The 21,666-nt window shown below is 71.7% G+C and carries 24 protein-coding genes and 1 tRNA gene; 14 read left to right on the forward strand and 11 right to left on the reverse strand.

Features of this window, described 5'->3' with window-relative positions; genetic code table 11:
- Nucleotides 1–28 precede the first annotated feature (28 nt).
- Nucleotides 29–661, forward strand: a complete 633-nt coding sequence (locus AB0230_RS03595; RefSeq protein ID WP_366374017.1) for a LysE family translocator — start codon at nucleotides 29–31, stop codon at nucleotides 659–661.
- A gap of 108 nt (nucleotides 662–769) precedes the next feature.
- On the opposite strand, the gene AB0230_RS03600 is transcribed toward AB0230_RS03595, so the two are convergent.
- Nucleotides 770–2,254: an FAD-dependent oxidoreductase gene (locus AB0230_RS03600; protein ID WP_366374019.1), complete on the reverse strand. Its 1,485-nt coding sequence runs from the start codon at nucleotides 2,252–2,254 to the stop codon at nucleotides 770–772.
- 115 nt (nucleotides 2,255–2,369) lie between these two features.
- Here AB0230_RS03600 and AB0230_RS03605 point away from each other — a divergent pair, with 115 nt between their 5' ends.
- From AB0230_RS03605 to AB0230_RS03625, 5 genes are all read left to right on the forward strand, one after another.
- Complete coding sequence (locus AB0230_RS03605) at nucleotides 2,370–2,516, forward strand: hypothetical protein (RefSeq protein WP_363386756.1); 147 nt, start codon at nucleotides 2,370–2,372, stop codon at nucleotides 2,514–2,516.
- A 9-nt stretch (nucleotides 2,517–2,525) separates the two neighbouring features.
- On the forward strand, nucleotides 2,526–3,194 hold the full coding sequence (locus tag AB0230_RS03610; protein WP_363386759.1) for a TetR/AcrR family transcriptional regulator: 669 nt from the start codon (nucleotides 2,526–2,528) through the stop codon (nucleotides 3,192–3,194).
- Between the two features lie 312 nt (nucleotides 3,195–3,506).
- A complete protein-coding gene (locus AB0230_RS03615) occupies nucleotides 3,507–4,748 on the forward strand; it encodes an acyl-CoA dehydrogenase family protein (RefSeq protein ID WP_366374021.1) in 1,242 nt (413 codons plus the stop codon).
- Nucleotides 4,749–4,886: 138 nt separating this feature from the next.
- On the forward strand, nucleotides 4,887–6,059 hold the full coding sequence (locus tag AB0230_RS03620) for an AI-2E family transporter (RefSeq protein WP_315993490.1): 1,173 nt from the start codon (nucleotides 4,887–4,889) through the stop codon (nucleotides 6,057–6,059).
- Between the two features lie 5 nt (nucleotides 6,060–6,064).
- Nucleotides 6,065–7,108 carry an ATP-dependent DNA ligase gene (locus AB0230_RS03625; RefSeq protein WP_366374023.1) on the forward strand — a complete coding sequence of 348 codons (1,044 nt, stop codon included), beginning with the start codon at nucleotides 6,065–6,067 and terminating at the stop codon, nucleotides 7,106–7,108.
- A gap of 194 nt (nucleotides 7,109–7,302) precedes the next feature.
- Here the strand turns inward: AB0230_RS03625 and AB0230_RS03630 are convergent, their stop codons facing one another.
- Complete coding sequence (locus tag AB0230_RS03630) at nucleotides 7,303–8,580, reverse strand: MFS transporter (protein ID WP_366374025.1); 1,278 nt, start codon at nucleotides 8,578–8,580, stop codon at nucleotides 7,303–7,305.
- A gap of 55 nt (nucleotides 8,581–8,635) precedes the next feature.
- Here AB0230_RS03630 and AB0230_RS03635 point away from each other — a divergent pair, with 55 nt between their 5' ends.
- Entirely contained in the window at nucleotides 8,636–9,592 is a 957-nt protein-coding gene (locus AB0230_RS03635; RefSeq protein WP_315993493.1) for a DUF5937 family protein, read from the forward strand.
- A gap of 306 nt (nucleotides 9,593–9,898) precedes the next feature.
- On the opposite strand, the gene ligD is transcribed toward AB0230_RS03635, so the two are convergent.
- Nucleotides 9,899–10,924 carry a non-homologous end-joining DNA ligase gene (ligD, locus tag AB0230_RS03640; RefSeq protein ID WP_366374028.1) on the reverse strand — a complete coding sequence of 342 codons (1,026 nt, stop codon included), beginning with the start codon at nucleotides 10,922–10,924 and terminating at the stop codon, nucleotides 9,899–9,901.
- A 212-nt stretch (nucleotides 10,925–11,136) separates the two neighbouring features.
- Here ligD and AB0230_RS03645 point away from each other — a divergent pair, with 212 nt between their 5' ends.
- Nucleotides 11,137–11,763, forward strand: a complete 627-nt coding sequence (locus tag AB0230_RS03645; RefSeq protein ID WP_315993495.1) for a DUF1684 domain-containing protein — start codon at nucleotides 11,137–11,139, stop codon at nucleotides 11,761–11,763.
- Between the two features lie 88 nt (nucleotides 11,764–11,851).
- Here the strand turns inward: AB0230_RS03645 and AB0230_RS03650 are convergent, their stop codons facing one another.
- The 3 genes from AB0230_RS03650 to AB0230_RS03660 all read right to left on the reverse strand — a co-directional run bounded on the left by AB0230_RS03650 (nucleotide 11,852) and on the right by AB0230_RS03660 (nucleotide 16,201).
- A complete protein-coding gene (locus tag AB0230_RS03650) occupies nucleotides 11,852–12,961 on the reverse strand; it encodes an SseB family protein (RefSeq protein WP_363578071.1) in 1,110 nt (369 codons plus the stop codon).
- 172 nt (nucleotides 12,962–13,133) lie between these two features.
- Nucleotides 13,134–15,566, reverse strand: a complete 2,433-nt coding sequence (locus tag AB0230_RS03655) for a UvrD-helicase domain-containing protein (protein WP_363578069.1) — start codon at nucleotides 15,564–15,566, stop codon at nucleotides 13,134–13,136.
- Nucleotides 15,567–15,724: 158 nt separating this feature from the next.
- Complete coding sequence (locus tag AB0230_RS03660; protein ID WP_315993498.1) at nucleotides 15,725–16,201, reverse strand: general stress protein; 477 nt, start codon at nucleotides 16,199–16,201, stop codon at nucleotides 15,725–15,727.
- Nucleotides 16,202–16,343: 142 nt separating this feature from the next.
- On the opposite strand from AB0230_RS03660, the gene AB0230_RS03665 reads away from it, so the two are divergent.
- The gene (locus AB0230_RS03665; protein ID WP_366374031.1) at nucleotides 16,344–16,751 is read left to right on the forward strand and encodes a YccF domain-containing protein; all 408 of its coding nucleotides are present in this window, start codon (nucleotides 16,344–16,346) and stop codon (nucleotides 16,749–16,751) included.
- A gap of 54 nt (nucleotides 16,752–16,805) precedes the next feature.
- Here AB0230_RS03665 and AB0230_RS03670 read toward each other — a convergent pair whose 3' ends face one another.
- Together AB0230_RS03670 and AB0230_RS03675 are read right to left on the reverse strand one after the other, a co-directional pair.
- Entirely contained in the window at nucleotides 16,806–17,744 is a 939-nt protein-coding gene (locus tag AB0230_RS03670) for a hypothetical protein (protein WP_366374033.1), read from the reverse strand.
- A gap of 72 nt (nucleotides 17,745–17,816) precedes the next feature.
- Nucleotides 17,817–18,185: a VOC family protein gene (locus tag AB0230_RS03675; RefSeq protein WP_366374035.1), complete on the reverse strand. Its 369-nt coding sequence runs from the start codon at nucleotides 18,183–18,185 to the stop codon at nucleotides 17,817–17,819.
- A gap of 54 nt (nucleotides 18,186–18,239) precedes the next feature.
- On the opposite strand from AB0230_RS03675, the gene AB0230_RS03680 reads away from it, so the two are divergent.
- From AB0230_RS03680 to AB0230_RS03700, 5 genes are all read left to right on the forward strand, one after another.
- Nucleotides 18,240–18,677, forward strand: a complete 438-nt coding sequence (locus AB0230_RS03680) for a MarR family transcriptional regulator (RefSeq protein ID WP_315993502.1) — start codon at nucleotides 18,240–18,242, stop codon at nucleotides 18,675–18,677.
- 31 nt (nucleotides 18,678–18,708) lie between these two features.
- The gene (locus tag AB0230_RS03685) at nucleotides 18,709–19,614 is read left to right on the forward strand and encodes an EamA family transporter (RefSeq protein WP_315993503.1); all 906 of its coding nucleotides are present in this window, start codon (nucleotides 18,709–18,711) and stop codon (nucleotides 19,612–19,614) included.
- The gene (locus tag AB0230_RS03690; protein WP_363578062.1) at nucleotides 19,595–20,245 is read left to right on the forward strand and encodes a GntR family transcriptional regulator; all 651 of its coding nucleotides are present in this window, start codon (nucleotides 19,595–19,597) and stop codon (nucleotides 20,243–20,245) included. Before AB0230_RS03685 ends, AB0230_RS03690 begins: the two co-directional genes overlap by 20 nt.
- Before the next feature lie 82 nt (nucleotides 20,246–20,327).
- Nucleotides 20,328–20,403, forward strand: a tRNA-Met gene (locus AB0230_RS03695).
- A gap of 58 nt (nucleotides 20,404–20,461) precedes the next feature.
- Nucleotides 20,462–20,686 (forward strand): RNA-binding S4 domain-containing protein, encoded by a 225-nt coding sequence (locus tag AB0230_RS03700; protein ID WP_363578060.1) that lies wholly within the window; start codon nucleotides 20,462–20,464, stop codon nucleotides 20,684–20,686.
- Nucleotides 20,687–20,818: 132 nt separating this feature from the next.
- On the opposite strand, the gene AB0230_RS03705 is transcribed toward AB0230_RS03700, so the two are convergent.
- The 3 genes from AB0230_RS03705 to ykgO form a co-directional block, all read right to left on the reverse strand.
- On the reverse strand, nucleotides 20,819–21,115 hold the full coding sequence (locus tag AB0230_RS03705; RefSeq protein ID WP_366374038.1) for a hypothetical protein: 297 nt from the start codon (nucleotides 21,113–21,115) through the stop codon (nucleotides 20,819–20,821).
- A complete protein-coding gene (locus AB0230_RS03710; RefSeq protein ID WP_315993507.1) occupies nucleotides 21,112–21,420 on the reverse strand; it encodes a metalloregulator ArsR/SmtB family transcription factor in 309 nt (102 codons plus the stop codon). Before AB0230_RS03710 ends, AB0230_RS03705 begins: the two co-directional genes overlap by 4 nt.
- Nucleotides 21,421–21,513: 93 nt before the next feature.
- Complete coding sequence (ykgO, locus tag AB0230_RS03715; protein WP_056226526.1) at nucleotides 21,514–21,636, reverse strand: type B 50S ribosomal protein L36; 123 nt, start codon at nucleotides 21,634–21,636, stop codon at nucleotides 21,514–21,516.
- Between the last annotated feature and the right edge of the window lie 30 nt (nucleotides 21,637–21,666).

Consider the following 21,666-nt stretch of genomic DNA (forward strand, 5'->3'; position numbering starts at 1 on the left):
CGATACGCCGGAGCAGTACGCTGCACGCATGCCTCCGCTCGCCACCCTTCCCGCGTTCGTTCTGGCATCGCTCGTGCTCATCGTCATCCCGGGACCGGGTGTGCTCTTCGTGATCGGTCGCTCCATCGCCCTCGGACGCCGCGCGGGCGTGCTGAGCGTCGTCGGCAACGCCATCGGTAACATCCCGGCGATCCTCGCGACGGCTTTCGGCGTCGGCGCGATCGTCGCGTCGTCGATCGTGGCCTTCACCGTGCTGAAGATCGTGGGCGCGATCTACCTCGTGTGGCTCGGCATCCAGGCCATCCGCCATCGCCACGCGCACCTGGCGGCGGCCCGCCCGGCCGCGCGATCGAGGTGGACGCTGCTGCGGCAGGGCTTCGTCGTCGGCGTGACCAACCCGAAGACGATCGCGTTCTTCGTCGCCGTGCTGCCGCAGTTCGTCGATCCGCACGCGGGGGCGGTGTGGTCGCAACTGCTCGTGCTCGGGCTCATCTTCCAGGTGCTCGCGCTCATCTGCGACAGCACCTGGGCCCTGGCAGCCGGCACCGCCCGCACGTGGTTCGCCCGCTCGCCGAAGCGCCTGTCGGCCCTGTCGGGAACCGGCGGCGTCATGATGATCGGCCTCGGCGGCGCGCTCGCGCTCACCGGCGCGAAGAGCTGACCGCCCCGCCGGCACGACTCCGGCAGACGGCGGCCGGAACGCGTCGATCCCGCGCGCGAGCGACCGATGCGCCGGAGTCGCGCGTCACCGGAGGACGCGAATCGCCCCTCACCCGCGAACGGACGCGCCCAGATCGGCCGACGCCGAGCCCTCCACCCGCGTGCCGTCGGGGGCGTAGCGCGAGCCGTCGACGGGGCTGTCCCACGTGCGTTCGGCGTCGTTCCACGTCAGCGGCGCCGGCGCGGTGACCGCGCGCGTGCGTCCGTCGATCATGGAGACGGCGGCCGTGCGCAGTCCCTGGCGGGCCACGAGTCCGGCGCCCTCCGCGGGTCTCTTCGTCGGCGCGGGAACCGCCTCGGCGAGCGCCATCGCGGCCACCCGGGCACGCCGCGCGGCCTCGCCGATCCCTCGACCGAGATCGGCGGGCACGGTCAGGCGCGTGCCGATCGTCCGCATCCACTCGGGTCGTCCACTGCGCGAGACGCCGCGGATCTCCGCGGTCAGGCGCATCGCCGCCGCCGGGGCGTTGGTCATGCCCCACCCGGCGTATCCCGTGGCGAAACGCAGGCGGCCGAGACCGCGCGGCATCCCGCCCACGAACGGCACGAGGTTGTGCGACTGGTAGTCCTGCCCCGACCAGCGGGCGATCTCCGCGCCGACGGGGAGCGTCCGGCGTGCCCACGCGGCGAGCCCCTCGGCGAGCGCGACCTCCGACGATGCCGACCCGACCGGATGCCGCGCCCCGGTGACGATGAGCGCGGAACGCCCGAACGACGACGGGGCCGCCACGACGCTGCGCCCGTCGACGCCCACCTCGCTCCACATGCCGCCGGGGGCCTCGGCATCCCCCTCGAGCTCGAAGGCGATCGCCCACGAGCGCAGGGCCCGGGTCTTCAGGTCGTAGAGGCCGCGGCGGGTGATGGGCGTGCCGGTCGCGAGGACGACCGTGTCGCCGAGAAGCGGGCCGCGGTCGGTCTCGACGCGGCCGGCGGGGAGCGCGTGCACATCGGTCACGCGGATACCGGTGTGCAGGGTCGCACCCGCGTCCACCGCGGTGCGAGCAAGCGTGCGCGCCAGCATGACGGGATCGAGGGCCAGCTGATCGTCGAGCGCGAGGGCGCGCACGGGCGTGCGTCCGCCGAGGTCGGCGGGAGCGTCTTCGTGCAGGGTGAGACCGGCCTCGCGGGCCGCGTCGCGCACGGCGTCGAGGGCGGGATCCGCGGCGATGCCCCGCCCGAAGGTGAAGGCGGTTCGACGGTCCGCGGTGTCGCCGGCGCGCTCGGTGAGCCACTCCAGGCCCGCGCGGTTCGCGTCGACGTAGGCGCGCACCAGGCTCGCCGGATGGTGCCTCCGCAGCGACGCGAGGGTCGTCCCCTGCAGCAGGGATGCCATGCCGACGGACGCGCCAGTGGCCCCCTGCCCCACCCCGCCCGCATCGACCACCGCGACGTCGACGCCGGCCTCGGCGAGCATGACGGCGGTGGACAAGCCGGTGATGCCGGCGCCGACGATCACGACGTCGTGCCGTGCGCCGGACTCGAACGGGGTGCCCTCGACGGGCGTCTGATCGCGGAGCCACAGGGGGGAGGTCATGCGGTCCATCCCATCGCGGGGGCGGAGGTCTCGGCATCCACTTGCCCCCGGCGGTGGTTTCGGTTAGCCGCGGGTGGCGGATGCGCCGACGCCCTCGCCGTGACGGCGTGGACGGGTGGACCCACTCACCTCGCTCGTCTTCGTCGTGGTCATGGCCGCCGTCGCCCTCTCCGCGGTCTCCGGTGTCGTCCGAGAAGCCGTCCGCGACGAGCTCACCGCCCGCGGTCGGGAATCGCGCGATTCTCCGGCCTCCGACGCCTAGGCTCATCACGTGAGCGAGACCCCTGCCCCGCCGAGCCGGACGGCCGTGGTCGCCGCCGCCATCGACCTCTTCGTCGCGAACGGCTACGACCAGACCTCGGTCGAGCAGATCGCGCAGGCCGCGGGGGTGTCGCGCTCGACGTTCTTCCGGCAGTTCGGCGGGAAGGAAGACGTCGTCTTCGCCGACCACGAGGTGCTGCTCGCCGAGACGCGCGCCTATCTGTCGCAGCCGCACGACGACCCGTGGGCCGCGGTGTGCGAGGCGTCGGTGCGGGTGTTCCGCCACTTCGCGGCCGACCCCGAGCTCGCCCGCCGTCGCTATGTGATCGTGCGGGAGATCCCCGATCTGCGCGACCGCGAGATCGTCACGGTGTTCCGCTACGAACGCCTCTTCGACGAATACCTCCGCGAGGCCCTCCCCGGCCTCGACCCCCTGGATGCCGTCGGCTTCGCCGCCCTGGTCACGGCGGTGCACAACCACGTGCTGCGCCGGCTCATGCGGGGCGCCCGGGTGCCGGCATCCGTTCTGCGTCGCGCACTCGACGACGTGCTGCGTCGCTACGGCGTGCACGCCGACGGCGACGACGCGTCGGGCGACGACCTCATCGTGGCAGCGTTCCCGCGCCGCATGCCCGCCGCCGAGGTGACGCGCCGCCTGCGCGCCTCGCTCGGCGACTGACCCGGGGCCGCCTCCCTCGCCGCGGCGCGGCACTGCCCGAGCCGCGGGTCCCACCCCCTGTCGAGTGTCCAAGACACGCCGTTCGCCGGGGCGCCATACGGCGTGTCCTGGACACTCGGCGCTTCTCCCGAACCGCCGCCCCGGCATCCCCCCGGTCGAGTGTCCAGAACACGCCGTTCGCGGCGGCGTCATGCGGCGTGTCCTGGACACTCGAGAAGCGCGTCGGCGCGCACGCGGTGCGAGTGCGAGGGGTTGCCGTGAGAAACCCCCACGGCGTGACACCGAGTATCAGCGTGAGCGATACTGGGAACCATGACCATCGACGCCGATGCCCGCGCCCTCCCCGGAGAGCGCGTCGCCCACTACGACCTGCTGGGCCGCCGCGACACCGACTACTACGCCGTCTTCGCCGACATCCCCGACGCCGACCGCGCCGCGTGGAATGCCGCGAAGACCTTCGCCGACGAGGTCGGCGAGCGCATGCAGGGCGAGTGGGATGCCGCCACCTACCCGATCGACCTCGTGCGGCGCATGGGCGAGCTCGAGTTGTTCACCGACGGCATCGAGCACCCCGACCTTCCGCGCACCTCTCCCCTGGCCGCGGGACTGGTCAACATGGAGATCTCGCGCCACGACGGGTCGCTCGCCACGGCCCTCGCCGTGCAGGGCGGCCTCGCGCTGCGCACGCTGGCGTTCTACGGATCGCCCGAGCAGCAGCAGCGCTGGCTCACCCCCCTCGCCGCCGGCACCGTCCTCGGCGCCTTCGCGCTCACGGAGCCCGACCACGGTTCGGATTCCGTCTCGCTCGAGACCACCGCGACCCGCACCCCCGACGGCTGGTCGCTGAGCGGCACGAAGAAGTGGATCGGCAACGGCGCCTCCGGCGGCATCACCTTCGTCTGGGCCCGCGTCGACGACGAGGGCGGCGACGACCACGGCAACGTGCGCTGCTTCCTCGTCGAGCAGGACACCCCGGGCTACACGGGCACCGTCATCACCGGGAAGGTGTCGCTGCGCGGCATCCATCAGGCCCACATCGTGATGGACGACGTGCGTCTCCCCGCGGATGCCGTGCTCCCGGGCACCCGCACGTTCAAGGACGCGTCGGTCGTGCTGTTCGCCACCCGCTCGGGCGTCGCGTGGTCGGCCCTGGGCCACGCGACAGCCTGCTACGAGATCGCGCGGACGTATGCCACAGAGCGCATGCAGTTCGGCAAGCCCCTCGCGAAGTTCCAGATGGTCCAGGAGCGCCTCGCGCAGATGCTCGACGAACTCACCGCGATGCAGCTGTACTGCCGGCGCCTCGCCGACCTCGAGACCTCCGGCGGCCTTCGACCCACCCAGGCCTCCCTCGCCAAGTACCACAACACGCGCGCGGCCCGCCGGGTGGCGTCGATCGCGCGCGACCTGCTGGGCGGCAACGGCATCCTGCTCGAGAACGGCGTGATGCAGCACATGGCGGACATCGAGGCGATCCACACCTACGAGGGCACGGAGAGCGTGCAGGCCCTCCTTCTCGGCCGCGACATCACGGGCATGAGCGCCTTCGTCTGACCCCGGATGCCGAGACCCCGGCGCCGCGATCGCTCTCGGTCGTCCGCGCCGGGGTCTCACGGATCGCCGCCCTATCCGCCGGTCCCCACCCGCGCAAGCCGCGCGGACGATGTCGGGACCTCCCGCTAACGTCGTCGCATGGGCCTCTTCTCTCGCCATCCCGCGCCGCGTCGCGCGGTCGAAGCCGTCGCCGAGACCGTGCAGACGCCGCCGAAGAGCTTGTGGGCCGATGGGTTCGGGCGTCTCGCCGTACGCGCGGTGCAGATCATCATCGTCGTCGTGCTGGTCGCGGGTGTCATCTGGGGCATCCGTCAGGTGACGCTCGTCATCATCCCCCTGATCCTCGCGCTCATCTTCGCGTCGGCGTTCGGGCCGGTCACGATGTGGATGCGACGCAAGGGCGTCCCGGCGGTCCTCGCGACCCTGCTCACGCTGCTCGCGGTCGTCGTCGTACTCGCGGCCCTCGGGTGGCTCGTCGTCAACGCCGTGATCAACCAGTGGGACACCCTGAGCTCGCAGGCCGTCGAAGGATTCCAGAAAGCCCAGGACTGGTACCACACCCTGCCGTTCGCCATCTCGCCCGATCAGGTCGACCAGGCCGTCCAGGCGATCGGCGACTTCGTCACGAGCGCGCAGTTCGGCACCGGCGCCCTCGCGGGGGTCAGCGCCGTGGCCTCGTTCGTCACGGGCTTCGTGCTCATGGTCGTCATCCTGTTCTTCTTCCTCAAGGACGGCCCGCGCATGTGGGAGTTCGTCCTCCGCCCGTTCCACGGCAGCGACTACGAGCGCGCGCGTCGCATCGGCGACAAGACGGTCACCGTCCTCGGCTCGTACGTGCGCGGGACGGCGTCGGTCGCCGCCGTCGACGCCATCGGGATCGGCATCGGCCTGGCCGTCCTGGGTGTGCCGCTGGCGCTCCCGCTGGCCGTGCTCGTCTTCCTGCTCGCGTTCATCCCGATCGTCGGCGCCGTGACGGCCGGCATCCTGGCCGCGCTCGTCGCTCTCGTCACCAACGGGTGGGTGATCGCCCTGGTGGTCGTCGGCATCGTGGTCGTGGTCAACCAGCTCGAGGGCAACTTCCTCCAGCCCGTCCTCATGGGCCGGTCGATGAAGCTGCACTCGTTCGTCGTGCTGGTCGTGCTCGCCGGCGGGACCGCGATCGGCGGCATCCTGGGCACCCTGCTGGCCGTGCCCCTCACGGCCGTCGTCTGGGGCATCATCACCGTCTGGAACGGCTCCGACAAGCCGGCCGAGTGGGCCCGCCGCAAGAAGCGCAAAGACCCTGTGCCGCTCGCGGGCGACGAGAGCTGACGACCGTGTCCTACGACATCCCCTCACCGATGCTGGCGAAGTCGGTGCCCGAGGTTCCCGACCACGCCAAGGTCGACGGGGGCTTCAGCTACGAACCGAAGTGGGACGGCTTCCGTGCGCTGGTCTCGTGGGACGGTACCGACGTCGAGATCGGCAGCCGGGGCGCGAAGCCTCTCACCCGGTACTTCCCGGAACTGGTGGAGGCGTTCGCGCGACTGCTCCCCGAGCCGTGCCTCATCGACGGCGAGGTCGTGGTGGCGCGCGGCGAACCGGGCACCCAACGGCTGGATTGGGAATCCCTCTCGCAGCGCATCCACCCCGCGGCATCCCGGGTGAACCTGCTCGCCGAGGAGACCCCGGCGATGTTCATCGCGTTCGACCTCCTCGCCCGCGGCGAGCGCGACCTGCAGAACGAGCCGTTCTCCGAGCGCCGGAGGCAGCTCGTCGATCTGCTCGGTGACGTGCCGCACCCGGTGCACGTCACCCGCACCACCGACGATCCCGACCTCGCGCGCCGGTGGCTGGCCGAGTTCGAGGGCGCCGGTCTCGACGGTGTGATCGCCAAGCCTCTCGCTCAGCCCTACGCGCCGAACAAGCGCACGATGTTCAAGATCAAGCACGCGCGCACGGCCGACGTCGTGCTGATCGGCTACCGCATCCACAAGTCCGGCGAGGGCGTCGGCTCCCTGCTGCTGGGGCTCTACGACGACGACGGTCGACTTCACGGCGTCGGGGGTGCGTCGGCTTTCACCGACAAGCGCCGCCGCGAGCTGATCGACGAGCTCGAGCCGTACGTCGAGCGCGACGACGAGGGCGCCGCCGTCACCGGCGAGACCGACCGCTCGCGCTTCTCGGCGTCCAAAGACGTGTCGTTCGTGCGGCTGCGTCCCGAGCGCGTTCTCGAGGTGCGCTACGACCAGCTCGAGGGCATGCGCTTCCGGCACACGGTGCAGTTCGATCGGTGGCGCCCCGACCGCGACGCCGGCTCGTGCACCTTCGCGCAGCTCGACACCGTGAGCTCGTACGACCTGGGCGACGTTCTGGACTGACTCGCAGCGAGCCCGGGCGCGGTGCGGGCCGCTCCGTCATGCACGAGCGGCACCTCGGGCCCGGCCGGTCGCGCGCCGCTCGTTCCTGCGCACCGCCCCGCCACCAGAACAGGGGATGCTGCGAGAACAGGACGATCAGGTCGCCCGCGTCCTGTTCTCGAGGTATCCCCTGTCCTCGCGACGCCGGAGGCCGCTCAGCGCACCTCCACGGCATCCGCCTGCCGGGCGATCAGCACGACACCGGCTGCGGCGGCAGCGAACATCGCCGCGAGGATCGCCCACCCGGCGGTACCGAGGTCGATCGCCGTCATCGTCACGACGGCGGGGGCGATCATCGCCCCGACCGCATAGCCCGTGCCGTAGACGCCCTGGTAGCTCCCCATGCGCTCCTGAGGCGCGAGGTCGAAGCTCAAACTCCACCCCGCGGCGCTCGAGGCGATCTCGGCGAGCGAGTGGGCGACGGCCGCGGCGAGCAGCACGACGATCACCGCCGTCGCGGGCCCCCATCCCTCACCGCCGATCCATCCCGCCCCGGCCCACAGGGCGCACGCGGCGACCATGAGCCACCCGGCGCGGATCATCGCCCGCCCGGCTCCCGAGAACGTCCCGGTCCCGCGACTCATCCGCACCTGCAGCAGCACCACGACCACCGTGTTGACCAGAAGCAGCGGACTGACCACGACGTCGGCGGCGATCGTGTGCGCGACGACCCACAGGGGCACGCCGATCTCGAACACCCCGAACTGGATGCCGAAGACCCCCATGAGTGCGGTCAGCCACAGGAAGCGCGGGTCGCGGTAGGGGCTCCGCACGGCGGCGACCGGCGCGGAGGCCGGGGTCTCGGCATCCGGGTCCTCCCGCCGGACGTCGACGCGCCGCGGGTCGAGACCGGCGACGAGCACGGCGGAGAGCAGGAAGAGCGAGCCCGCGATCGTCATCGTGAGGTGGAACGCGAACGGCGTACCGAGCGCGAGGGGGACGGCTGCGACCGCGGTGCCGACTCCGATGCCGACGTTCGTGACGGTGCGCATCGTCGCGCGGATGCGCACCCGGTCCTCACCGCGGAACGCCCGCCCGACGACGGAGGAGCGCACGCTCCCCCCTCCCTGCTGCGCGAGCAGCACGAGCGAGGCGACGATCACGAGCGTCGGAAGATCGCGGACGAAGAGGTAGCCGATGAGCGCCGCCCCCTGCACGACGTGCAGGACGATGAGCATCTTCCGCGCGCTGACGCGGTCGGAAAGGTGACCGAAGGTCAGTGAGCTCGCGACGCCCACCGCCCCGGCGATCGTGAGGCCGATACCGACCGCGACGGGCTCGAGCCTCACGATGAGGGTCAGGTACAGCGTCGTCAGCGTGAAGAACGCGCCGCGGCCGAGCGTGTCGACGAGGGTGACGGTGAGCAGGCGGCGCAGTGTGCGATCCGTCTGCACGAGGGTTCTCAGCGGGACGGTCGGGATCGTGCTGGTCACCATCTCATTGAGGCAGGCGTCGCCGGCGGCCTCAATCGATGTAGCGTGAGGCTTCATGATCCGGTACGAGTTGGACGCCGCCGATATCTCGGCGATCCGGTTCGGCGTCTCACCGCTGTCGGAGCTCGGGCTGGGGCTGCGCGCCCTCTCCCAACCCGACGGCTTCCCCCTTCAGCAGCCGTGGCTGGAGCGCATCGCGTCGGTGCGCCCCCTGCTCGACCTCGAGGTGCTCCTCGGGCTCGTCAACGACCGCAAATGGACGGCGGACTTCGTGAACCCCCGCCCGTCGTCGCCGCTGACCTCGCTCGACGACGAGCTGGTCGCGCTCGGACGCATCCCCCGGGCGCGCTTCGTCGCCGACCTCGAGCGCCTCCATGGCGAGGTCCCGCCGGTGTTCCGCGGGCGGCACGACCTGGTCGTCGCTCGTCTGCAACGCGCTCTCGCCACCGCGTGGGACCTCTGCTTCGCCCCGCACTGGCCGCGCATGAGCGCCGTCCTGCGGGCCGACATCGCCTACCGCGGGCGGATCGCCGCGCAGTCGGGTCTGGGCGCCGTGCTCAACGGACTCTCGGATGCCGCCCGCTACGACGGCCGCCACCTCGACGTGCGGCTGTGGAACCCCGACATGCGCCGTCGGCCCGTGCTCGGCGACGGCCTCACCCTCGTGCCCTCGATGTTCACCGTCCGCGTCTCGACCCCCATCGACGACGATCTCCCACCGACGGTCATGTATCCGGCGCGCGGGCAGGGCGCGATGTGGTCGCGCAGCACGCAGCCTGAACCCGACGCCGTCTCCGACCTGCTCGGACGCACCCGCTCGACCCTTCTCGCAGCGCTGGGTGAGCCGGCATCCTCGACCGATCTCGCCCTGGGGCTCGGCGTCTCGACCTCCGCGGTCAACCAGCACCTGCGCGTGATGGAACGCGCCGGGCTGCTCAACCGCGCCCGGTACGGCCGGGCGGTGCTGTACTACCGCAGCGCAGCGGGCGACGCGCTGGCGGCCGGCGTCTGAGGCGCGGGCGACGGCGGCAGGCGCTTCGGTGCCGGTCATGCCGATGGTCGACGGCACCCGCGCGGAGCGCTTCCGTGCCGGGCGACGCACGATGACCGGAGGCACGCGCGGAGTGCGATTCGGTGCCCGGTGACGGGAGGCGCGCGGCGACGCGGCGGCCGCGCGGTCGCGCCGCCATCGGCATCCGCCCCAACGGGTCGGCACTCGCGGAAACAGGCGATCAGTCGAGAACCGGACGCCGATCTCTCTCGCCGTCCTGTCCCGGAACGATCTCCTGCTCTCCGCCCTCGTCCGCGCTGCGCCGCGTCACTCCGCCGGCGACTTCGCCCGTGACGGCTGCACGCGCGGTGGCTCGCCGGGCATCTTCGGGAACTCGGGCGGGAACGGCAGTTCGCCGAGCCCGTTCTCGAGATCGCGCTGCCACCACTCCAGCAACGTGTCGATGCGTCCGGGCTTCTCGGCGAAGCCCTCCCACGGATCCCCGACGGATGCCAACCGCTCCGGCACCGAGCGCACCGTGAACGCGAGCGGGTCGAGGCCGTCGAGCTCGTCCCAGGCCACCGGGGTGGACACCGTCGCGGTGGGCAGGGCCCGCGGGGAGTACGCGCCGGCCATGGTGCGGTCGCGATTCGCCTGATTGAAGTCCACGAAGATGCGCTCGCCCCGCTCCTCCTTCCACCAGCTGGTGGTCACGACATCCGGCATCCGACGTTCCAGTTCGCGTGCGGCGGCGATGACGGCGTGCCGCACGTCGAGGAACTCGTGCGTGGGCTCGATCGGGCAGAACACGTGCAGGCCCCGGTTGCCGCTCGTCTTGATCCAGGGCTCGAGGCCCGCCTCGCGCAGCACCACCCGCAGCTCCTGCGCCGCCGTGACGGCCTCGGCGATGCCGGTGCCGGGCTGCGGGTCGAGGTCGATGCGCAGTTCGACGGGATGGTCGGGGTCGGTCGCGAGCGAGGCCCAGGGGTGGAACACGATCGTGTTCATCTGCGCGGCCCACACCGCCGAGGCGATCTCGCCGAGGAAGAGCTGCGGATGCCGCCGCCCGCTGTTGTAGGTGACCGTCACGGCCTCGACGAACGCCGGCGCCCCCTTCGGCGGGTTCTTGGAGAAGAAGGCCTCGCCGCCCACGCCCTCGGGAAAGCGTTCGAGCGACACGGGCCGGTGTCCGTTCGCCGCGGTGAACGGGCCGCCCACCGCGATGAGGTACTCGGCCAGCTCGCGTTTGGTGATCCCGACCTCGGGCCAGAGCACCCGGTCGGGGTTCGAGATGCCGACCTCGCGGTCGCCGTCGGGGCCCGGGACGGTCAGCGTGACGCGAGGGGATGCCATGTGCCGACGCTAGTGCGCGGGCCCGCGCCGTGTCTGCCCCGTTGCGCGACGGCGGTCGCACCGTGCGCCGCGGGGCGCCGAATGTGGTCCCGGGGCCACCGCGCACGCTCCGCTCGCGCGCCCGCTCCGCGCCACCCGCGCGCACGCGGGTGCCCCGCGGCATCGCTGTCCACCCCGAGCCCCGGCATCCACCCCCGGCCTACGCTCGAGTCATGACCACCGCCGCCGCCCGCACCGCCCTCGACATCGCCGACTGGCGCCGCCGCGTGTTCGCGCTCTACGACGCCGTGCGCGAGGCCGACGACCCCGAAGACGCCCACGAGCTCTGGCGCATCGAGCGCGACGCGCTCTTCGCCGATCACCCCGCGACGCCGCTGCTCCCGGAGCAGCGCGACGGATTCGTGGGCCTGCCCCTCGCCCCCTACGACGCCGCCTGGCGCTTCGAGGTGCCGCTGCTCGACGCCGACGAGGCGTCGTTCGTCGCGACCACCGGCACCGACGGCGAGGTCGGCTTCGAGCGCATCGGTCGCGTGGAGCTCCCCGACACCGGATCGCTCGACGTCTGGCGCCTCACGTCCTACGGCGGCGGACTGTTCGTGCCCGTGCGCGACGCGGCCGCCGGTCGGCCGGGCGGCACGTACGGAGGCGGACGCTACCTGCTCGACACCATCAAGGGCGCCGACCTCGGCCGCGGAGCCGCCCCCGACACCCTCGTCATCGACTTCAACTTCGCCTACAACCCCTCGTGCGCCTACGACCCGATGTGGGCGTGCCCGCTCGCTCCCGCCGGCAACGTGCTGCCGGTGGCGGTCCCCGTCGGCGAACTGTACGGGGTGTGAGGGCCGAGCTCCTCGGCATCCAGGATCCGGTCGGAAACGACGGCGGGCCGCCCCTCCAAGAAGGGGGCGGCCCGCTGTCGTCGTGCGCTCAGGACTCCGCGGCGGCGTCCTGCGCGGCGAGGTCGATGACGGGCGCGAGCTCGTCGCGCGTGAGGCGGATCCACGGGCCCGCCGGATCGATCAGGATGCCGGTGAGCGCGGGGTCGCTCGCGAGGGCCTTCGACAGCTGCGCACGGCTGATGGGCAGCGGCTGATCACCGCGGCCGAGCGCGAGGAGTTCGAGGGGGTGGCTGAAGACCTCGAGGAAACGCTCGCCCGCGGCCGAACGCGACTCGGCGACGCCGATCGGTCCGCCCTCCTCGGTGCGGTTGACGGCGATCCACATCGGCGCTTCGGCGACGATCGCCTCGACGATCGTGGCCACCGTCTCGTCGGTACGCGTGTCGCACAGGGCGGTCTTGATGCGCAGCTCCGGGTCGACCTCGGCCACCATGCGCTCGAGGAGCGCCTTGGGCAGCACGGCGCGGTTGTCACCGGATGCCGGGTCGAGCACGATTCCGGCGTAGGAGCCCGAGAGGACGTGTCGCAGCAGGGCCATGATGGGCTGTCCCATCGCGGAGGTGTCGTGGTCGCCGTCCGCCTCGACGCTCGCGCGGAGCGCCAGGCCCCCGCTGTACGCGAGCACGAGCTGCTCGTCGCCGCGGTTGGCGACGGCGAGCGGAAGGTCTTTGCCCTCGGCCAGCAGCGCCCGCGCGTCACCCTTCACGCGCAGGAACACGTGACCCTGCAGCAGCTGACGCGCGACGTTGAGCAGCTGGGCCGGCTCGGGCTGCCCCGAGATCTCGGCGAGGGCGTTGCCGAGCAACGCGTTGTCGCGCAGGCCCTGCACCGTCTCGGGCGCCTCGGGGGCCTCCATCGGGCCGGGCTGACGGGCCGACGGGCGTGCGGCGACCGGCGGGGCGTTCGTCAAGGTCGGTGCGGGCTCGGGCCCCGCCCCCACTCCGCGGAACGACGACATCGAGATGCCGACGGTCGGCGCGGCCTCGGCCGGAGCGGCGGGGGTCGCGTCAGCGGCGGGAGCGGCATCGCTCGGGCCGGCGGGGTCGACGGGCTGTTCGCCCGGTTCGATCGTGGTGTCGGGCCGGTCGACCGATGCGTCGTCGGATTCGGACTTCTTGCGGCGCGAGAACAGAGCCATTCCGCCAGCCTATCCGGGCGGTCCGGGGGCCAGGGCCCCGTGGGCCCTGGCGGGGCGCGGCACCGCGCGGCACGGCAACGCGCTGATGCGCGGGGCGTCGGGTCGGCGGGTCGGCGTGCGGGGCGTCGGGTCGCCGTGCGCCGCGTGACCTCCCCCGCCTCGCGCGGACGCGCTACAGCTTCGCGATCGGCGCGATCTTCACCAGCAGCTTCTTCGGACCCACCGTGTCGAAGCGCACGTGCGCCACGCGCTTCGCGCCTTCGCCGGTCACGGCATCCACTCGGCCCTCGCCGAAGTCGTCGTGGCGGATGCGATCACCCGCGGCCAGAACCATGTCGCCGTTGTCGCGCACCTTCGCGGGGATGCGGTTCGGGAACTTGCTCGGGTCGGCCGGTGCGCGCTTGGGCAGGGGGACGAGGTCGTCGCCGTAGCGATTGCCCCCGCCGGGCTGGCCGGGGCGACGGCCGCGCGCGTTGAGCGCGCGGGACTGCGATCCGCCGCGGCCGTTCACGTCGCCCGGCGACTGACGCCAGTCGATGAGGTCGGCGGGGATCTCCTGCAGGAACCGGCTCGGCATGGCCACCGTGACCTCGCCGAACTGCGCGCGGGTCATCGCGAGCGAGACGTGCAGTCGTTTGCGGGCGCGCGTGATGCCGACGTAGAACAGACGACGTTCCTCCTGCGGCCCGCCCGGTTCGTTGGCCGAGATCCGGTGCGGCAGCAGGTCTTCCTCGACTCCGGTGAGGAACACCGCGTCGTATTCGAGGCCCTTCGCGGTGTGCAGGGTCATGAGCGAGACCGAGCCCGACGCGTCGTCGAGGTCGTCGGCATCCGCCACAAGGGTCACCTCGGTGAGGAAGTCGATGATCGTGCCCTCGGGGTTGTTGCGCGCGAACTCGCGCGTCACCGCGATGAGCTCGTCGAGGTTCTCGAGGCGCGCTTCGTCTTGCGGGTCTTTGCTCGCGCGCAGGGCGTCGAAGTAGCCGCTCTTGTTGAGCAGCAGCGTCAGGCCCTCGGTGACCGAGGTGGAGGGGGCGAGTTCTCCGGATGCCGGCAGCATGACCGCCGTGGCCTCGGTGAGCACGGCGTCGAGCTGATCGATCGCCTTCTGCAGCTTGGGGCCGACGCCGAGCTGAGCGGAGTTGGCGAGGGCGTCGCGGAAGGTGATGTCGTGCTCGGCGGCATAGCGTGCGATCGCCGTCTCGGTCACGTCGCCGATACCGCGGCGCGGACGGTTCAGGATGCGGCGCAGGGCCATCGAGTCGGCCGGATTGGCGACGGCCACGAGGTAGGCGAGGGCGTCCTTGATCTCGGCGCGCTCGTAGAACTTGGTGCCGCCCATGATCTTGTAGGGCACCGCGGAGCGGATGAAGATCTCCTCCAGCGCACGGGACTGCGAGTTGGTGCGGTAGAACACCGCGACGCCGGAGTAGTCGACGCCCTTCTTGTGCAGGGCCTCGATCTCGTCGGCCACGAACTGCGCCTCGTCGTGCTGCGAGTAGCCGGTGAACCCGATGATCGGGTCGCCCGCGCCGACGTCGGTCCAGAGCTTCTTGTCTTTGCGGTCGAAGTTGTTGGCGATGACCGCGTTGGCCGCAGACAGGATGTTCTGCGTCGAGCGGTAGTTCTGCTCGAGCAGCACGACTTTGGCGCCCGGGTAGTCGCGCTCGAACTCGCTGATGTTGCGGATGTCGGCACCGCGGAACGCGTAGATCGACTGATCGGAGTCACCGACGACGGTGAGGGATGCCGCGTCCTCGCCCGCGGGCTCCGCGTCGAAGATCATCATGCCGCCCGAGGAGAACGGCTCGGCGTCGGAGCCGACGGGGCGCGTGAGCTCGTGGATCAGTGCGTACTGCGCGTGGTTGGTGTCCTGGTACTCGTCGACGAGGATGTGCCGGAACCGCTTGCGGTAGACGTCGGCGACCTGGGGGAACGCGCGGAAGAGGTAGACGGTCTGGGCGATGAGGTCGTCGAAGTCGAAGGCGTTGGCCCGCTGCAGTTCGCGCTGGTAGGACGAGAAGATTTCGACGAAGACGCGTTCGGCGGGGTCGCTCATGTTGGCGGAGCGGGCGTACGACTCGGCGTCTGCCAGTTCGTTCTTGAGCTTCGAGATGCGGCTCTGCGTCCCCGCCGGGGTGAGGCCGAACGAGTCGCCCTCGTGCTCTTTCACGAGACGCTTGATGAGCGCGCGCGAGTCGCCGGAGTCGTAGATCGTGAACGACTTCGTGAAGCCGAACTGCTCCGCCTCGCGGCGGAGGATGCGCACGCACGCGGAGTGGAAGGTCGAGATCCACATGCCGTCGGCCTTCTGCCCGATGAGCTGATGGACGCGCTCGCGCATCTCGCCGGCGGCCTTGTTGGTGAAGGTGATCGCGAGGATCTGGCTCGGGTACGCCTCGCGCGTGCGCAGCAGCGAGGCGATGCGCCGGGTGAGCACGCTCGTCTTGCCCGAGCCGGCGCCGGCGACGATGAGCAGCGCCTGACCCCGGTAGGTCACGGCCTCCCGTTGCGGACCGTTCAGCCCCTCGAGCAGATCGGCGTCGGGTCGGGCGGCCGACGGTGCGGAACCGCCGACGATGAGGGGCGTGGAGGCGTCGGTCATGGCGCCTTCAAGTCTAGGCGGGGCCTCCGACATCGGCCTCGCGGCCGGGCGGCCTCACGAGCGCGACGCGCGCCGGTGGCCCGGGGTCACCCCCGACGCCCCGGGCCACGCGCGGGGCCCCACGACGCCGGAACCCGCCCGACAGCAGTGCGCCGACGTTACGCGCGACCCTCCCCCGCCGCACCCGACGACAGCAGCGACTGCGCGCGGGAGAAGTGCTCGGCATCCACCGTCACGTCCCAGCGCTCGGCCTCGAAGCCCTGCACCGACGAGAAGTCGCGGCGGCCACCGGTGAAGGCGTGTCCGGCGAAACCGAAGACCGCGCCCCAAACGGCACCGAGCACGAGACCCAGCAGCACGAACCCGAGGAATCCTCCGACGCTCAGCAGACCGATCAGCACGCCGATCATCAGGCCGAACCACGCGCCCGACGCGGCACCCAGCAGCGCCGCCCGTCCACGGGTCATGCGCCCCGTGACCTGCTCGACGATGCGCACGCCGTGTCCGACGATGGCGGTGTGCTCGACGGGGAACCCGGCGTCGGACAGACGGTCGACGGCGGCCTGTGCTCCCGTGTAGTCGCTGAAGCTCGAAAGGACGCGGCGTTCGGGGGTGGCGCGGGTGACGTCGGACATGATCGGTTCCTTCCCTCGGGGTGCCCCACGCTAGACCCCCGAGGTGGTGTGCGAAGGGCGCTTGCACCCCCACCGTCGGGAGGTTAGGCGAAGCGGTGTCAAACCCGTCGGGCGCCGCGTTCCGAACCGCGAGGATGGACGCATGCGCCTCATCCTCAACATCCTGTGGCTCGTGCTGTCGGGTTTCTGGCTCTTCCTCAGCTACCTCGCCGCGGGGGTGGTGCTCTGCATCCTGATCGTGACGATCCCGTGGGGCATCGCCTCGTTCCGCATCGGGCTGTACGCGCTGTGGCCGTTCGGCCGCGAGATCGTGGCGAAGCCGACGGCGGGCGTGGGGTCGTTCCTGGGGAACCTTGTGTGGGTCGTGCTCGCCGGCTGGTGGCTCGCCCTCGAGCACATCGTCACGGGGCTCGTGCTGTGCGTCACGATCATCGGCATCCCGCTCGGTATCGCGAACTTCAAGCTGGTGCCCGTCTCGCTGTTCCCGCTCGGTAAAGAGGTGCGCGAGATCCGCCGCGGCGGACCGTTCGATCAGACGCTCGGTCGCTGAACGTCGCCCACGCGGGCGGGGCGTCCGCGATCGGGCGCTCGAGGGCGCCGAGTCTCAGCGCGTGCGGCGTGCGTACACGCGGCGCGGCAGGGCGAGCAGGATGCCGACGATCGTGGCGATCGCGCCGATCACGGCCGTGACGCTCACGAGTTCCACCGGGAAGGCGCCGTCGCGCATACCGGTGAGGCGCGCGAGATCCCACGGCAGGATGCCGATCTGCTCGTTCCAGGAGCGCAGGGCGTCGCCCGCTCCCGCGACGGCGACGGTGGCGGCGGGGAGCGCGTAGCCGATCCCCATGCCCGCGAGGGCGATGCCCGCGGCGCGAGGGCGACCGAGTTGCGGAGCGAGCGACCAGCCCGCGGCGACGAAGACCCACGCCACGAGGGCGAACGCCACCATCAGGTAGAGGATCCGCACGGCCGGCACCGCCCACAGCGACGGCCATACGCCGTCGGGGCCCGACAGGGCGACGGCCAGGAGCCCGACGACGCAGCGCAGCACGAGGGCTCCCCCGACCGCCGCGATGATGGGCCACGGCGATCGGCGGCCGAGCAGGAGCCGCACGGCGGTGGCGAACAGGAGCCACCCCAGGATCGCGACGGCGACGCCGAGGAGTCCGTCACGCGGGGTCTGGACGATGCGCGTGGTGACGAGCAGCCCGCCGGGTACGAGGATCATCAGCCAGCGATCCAACGGCAGCAGACCCAGGCTCGACTCGCGGGCCCGCCAGGGTCGCGTCGAGGCGATCCAGGTCGCGCGCGCGGCCGCGGCGCCGGGCCGACGGACCAGGCTCGTGCGAGCGGCGAGCATGCCGATCACGAGCCAGGCGACGCCCAGGGCCAGAAGCACGCGCGCGAGCCACTCGGTCGTGGGATCGACCATCATGGGCACCCGCGCGAAGGGATCCACCAGCACGGCGATCACCGCACCGGAGGCCACAAGGATGCCGAAGACGCCCAGGGCCAGGATGCCTCGCCCCGCCGTCGTCGCCATGCGTCAACGTTACCCGTCGCAGGCTGGGCGTCCGCTCGGGGCGGTCGGGGCTCGACCGCCTCCCCGGGCCGCTCAGCCGCGGTCGTGGAGGGTGACGTGATAGCCGTCGGGATCGGCGAACGTGAAGGTGCGACCGAAGGGACCGTCGATCGGGTCCATGACGATGCGCTGGCCGTCCGCGGCGAGGGCGTCGTGGATCGCCTGCACGTCGGTCGCGAGCAGCCACAGGGCGACGCCCACGCCGGGCTGCGCGACGCCGGAGAGGTCGGCGCCCGGGGCGAGGTCGCGGAGCGCGAAGGCGATGGGGGCGGTGGAGAAGACGACCGCGTGCGGCGGGCCGGCGGGCGATCGCTCGAGGCCCAGGTAGCGCTCGTAGAACGCGTGGGAGGCGGCGAGGTCGCGCACCTGCAGGGAGACGAAGTCGGGACCGGTGACAGGCATGAGAACTCCTTGTGTGTCAGTTATCTGACATCAAGCGTATGTCAGAATACTGACATGACGCAAGAGCGGATCGATCTCGACACCTCCCTCGGCTATCTGCTGAAAGAGGCGGCCAGCGCGCTGCGAGCGGCGATGGAAGACGTGCTCCGCCCGCTCGGCATGACGATCACGCACTACTCCTGCCTCGAGCTGCTCGCGCAGCGCCCGGGCCTGTCGAACTCCGACCTCGCGCGCGGGGCATTCGTGACCCGGCAGTCGATGAACGTGCTCCTCCACACCCTCGAAGGCGACGGCATCGTCGAGCGACCCGCGACCCCGACCTCCGGCAAGGTCCTGCCCGCACGCCTCACGGCGAAGGGCCACGAGACGCTCGCCGCGGCGAGCGCGGCCGTGCGGGATGTCGAGCGGCGCATGCTCCACGGGATGACGGATGCCGAGCAGCAGGCCGCCCTGCGCGCGCTGCGCTCCATGGTGGCGGCCCTCCGGATCTGAGGTCACGAGCGGATTGTGTAACAATCCATCCATGCTTCCCGCTCTCGCGATCCTCGCTGCGGCGCTGTGCTTCTCCACGACCGGCACCGCGCAGGCCCTGGCCGGGGTCGACGCCTCGCCGATCGCCGTCGGCGCGGCACGCATCGTGGTCGGCGGCGGCATCCTGGGAGTGCTCGCCCTCGCCCGCAGATCCGCGCCCCGCCCCGCGACAGCGACGCGGGCGTCGACCGCCGCGCTCATCGCGGTCGGTGCGATCGGCGTTCTCGCCTACCAGCCGCTGTTCTTCCTCGGCACGCGCGAGAACGGCGTCGCCATCGGCACGGTCGTCGCGCTCGGGTCGGCCCCCATCGCGACCGGCATCGTGGATGCCGTGCGCCTGCGCCGCGCCCCCTCTGCGCGGTGGATGCTCGCCACCGCCGTCGCCCTCGCCGGGGTGGTGCTGGTGTCGGGGGTGACCGGCGGCACCGTGGCGCTGGCCCCCGGAGGACTGCTCGGGTCGGTCGGCGCGGGGATGTCGTACGCGCTCTACACGGTGTGCGGCAAGGCCCTGATCGAGAGGGGGTGGGACTCCACGCGCGTGATGGGCACGGTCTTCGGCGTGGCCGCGGTCGCGAGCGTCCCCGTCCTCCTGCTCGCGGGCACGGAGTGGCTGCTCACCCCGAACGGTCTCGCGCTCGCGCTCTGGCTGGGCGTTGTCACGACCACGGTCGCGTACCTGCTCTTCGGATGGGGGCTCGCGCGCCTCACCGCGGTGACGGTGTCGACACTCACCCTCGCCGAGCCGCTCGCCGCGACCCTCCTCGGCCTCTTCGTGCTGGAGGAGCACCTCACCCCGGTGGGCGCCCTCGGTCTCGCGCTCATCGCGGCGGGTCTCGCCGTGGTCTCGGCTCCCGTTCGTCGGCGTCAGGAGGTTCCGGATGCCACGTCTCGCGCGTGACGCCCCCACCCCGGGTCCTCGCGCGGCCGATGTCGTCGCCGACGCCGTCCGCGCCGGCATCCTGTCGGGGGAGCTCGCGCCCGGCGCACCCCTGCGCGAGGAGGAGCTGAGCGACACCTTCGGCGTCTCGCGCCACACCGCCCGGACGGCGCTCGCGCGGCTCACCGCCGAACGACTCGCCACCGCCGAGCCGTACCGCGGCGTGCGGGTGTCGTCGCTCGACGATGACGCCCTCGTCGCGCTGCAGCAGCTGCGGTGCGCCCTCGAGACCGAGGCGCTGCGGATCGTCCGCGACCGCGGCATCCGTCCTCCCGACGTCGACGCGGCGCTCGACGAGCTGGCTGCGGCGGAGGCATCGGGTGACTGGGCGGCGACGCTCGCTACCCACGCCCGCGTGCATCTGGCGCTCGTCGAAGCGGCCGGCAGCGCGCGGATCGCGGAGGAATACCGTCGCCTCGACTCCGAGATGCACCTGCTGCTGACGCACGTGCGGCCCGCGTACGCGTCCGGCGCCCTCACCGAGGAGCACCGCGCCTACGTGACCGAGGCGCTGCGCGACCCCGAACACGCCGTCCGTGCGCACCTGGAGCACTCGACGCGGGCGATCATCGAGCGGCGGCGCGCGGGTTGAGCGACACGCGGCGACACCTCCCGTCACGCACCGCAACGCACCTTCGTCGGGACGGCGGGGCGAGGTTAGCGTGGGGGCACATCGCGGCGATCCGGGCGGTCCCGGGCCTCGGCTCATAACCGAAGGCGTGGCGGGTTCGACTCCCGCCGTCGCGTCCACGTCCCCGCCGCCGAGGCACCATGCCGAGCACTCCCCGTCACCTGCCATGCTGGAGGAATGACCTCCCCCGCACCCCAGGACGTCTCGGTCGGCAGCGAGATGATCCGCCTCGGCCCGTTCCTGAAGTTCGCGGGCGTGCTGGACTCGGGCGGTGACGTCAAAGAGGCGATCATCGACGGCTACGTCCAGGTCAACGGCGAGATCGAACGGCGACGCGGGCGTCAGCTGCAGGCCGGCGACGTGATCGCCTTCGAGGGTCGCTCCTTCCGCGTCCAGGTCTGAGGCCCGCCGCCGGCGGAGCGCGCGGCTCTCGCGCCCGCCGGGACACGACAGAGGCCCGCCCTCCCCTCGCGGGGAGGACGGGCCCGAAGATCGGCATCCCTCGCTCGTGACAGGGGATGCCGCCGGAGCAGGTCAGTGCTCGTCGTAGTGGTCGCTGTGCAGCGCGTGACGATGGCCGTCGTGCACGTAGTCGGCGTGGTCGTCGTGCTCCACCTTCTCGTGGCCGCAGTCGTCGCCGTGACGGTGGTCGGCGATCGAGTGCTCGGCCGGGGATTCGTGCTCGTCGTAGTGGTCGCCGTGCAAGGCGTGGTGGTGGGTGCCGTGCACGTAGTCGATGTGATCGCCGTGCTCGATCTTCTGGTGTCCGCAGTCGTCGCCGTGGGCGTGCTCGTCGACGGTGTGCTCGGCGTGGGTTTCGGCGGTGCTCATTGTTCGCTCCCCTGGTCGGTCGGTTCGGTGACGTGGGCGATCGCGTCGAGCACGACATGGGCGACGTGCTGGTCGGCCAGGGCGTAGCGGATTTCCTTCCCGTCACGCTCCGAGGTCACCAGGCCCGCCTGCCGCAGAGTGCGCAGATGCTGCGACACGAGCGGTTGAGAGAGTCCGGATGACGTTGCCAGCGCGCCGACCGTGAGCGGTTCGCGGTTCAGCAGCCAGACGAGCGCGAGGCGCGACGGGCTGCCGAGGACCTTGAACAGCTCCGCGGCCTCGTCGAGTCCCGCGATCTTGTCCACGCCCTCACTCCACCAGACGCATAAACAGATTGCAATGTGTTTGTCATGTCGGGAACGGTTCTCGTTCGCGTTATCGCGGCGTCACTCCTGGGCCTACCCCTGCCGCCCCTTGAAGCGAGGGTTCAGCTTGTTGATCACGAAGACCTTGCCGCGCCGACGCACGACCTGCGCGCCGGGCTGCTTCTTCAAGGACTTGATCGATGCGCGGACCTTCATGTCATCCTCCTTTTTGATAACCGTTATCAA

This window comes from Microbacterium sp. NPDC089190, assembly GCF_040701795.1.
GTDB lineage: Bacteria > Actinomycetota > Actinomycetes > Actinomycetales > Microbacteriaceae > Microbacterium > Microbacterium galbum.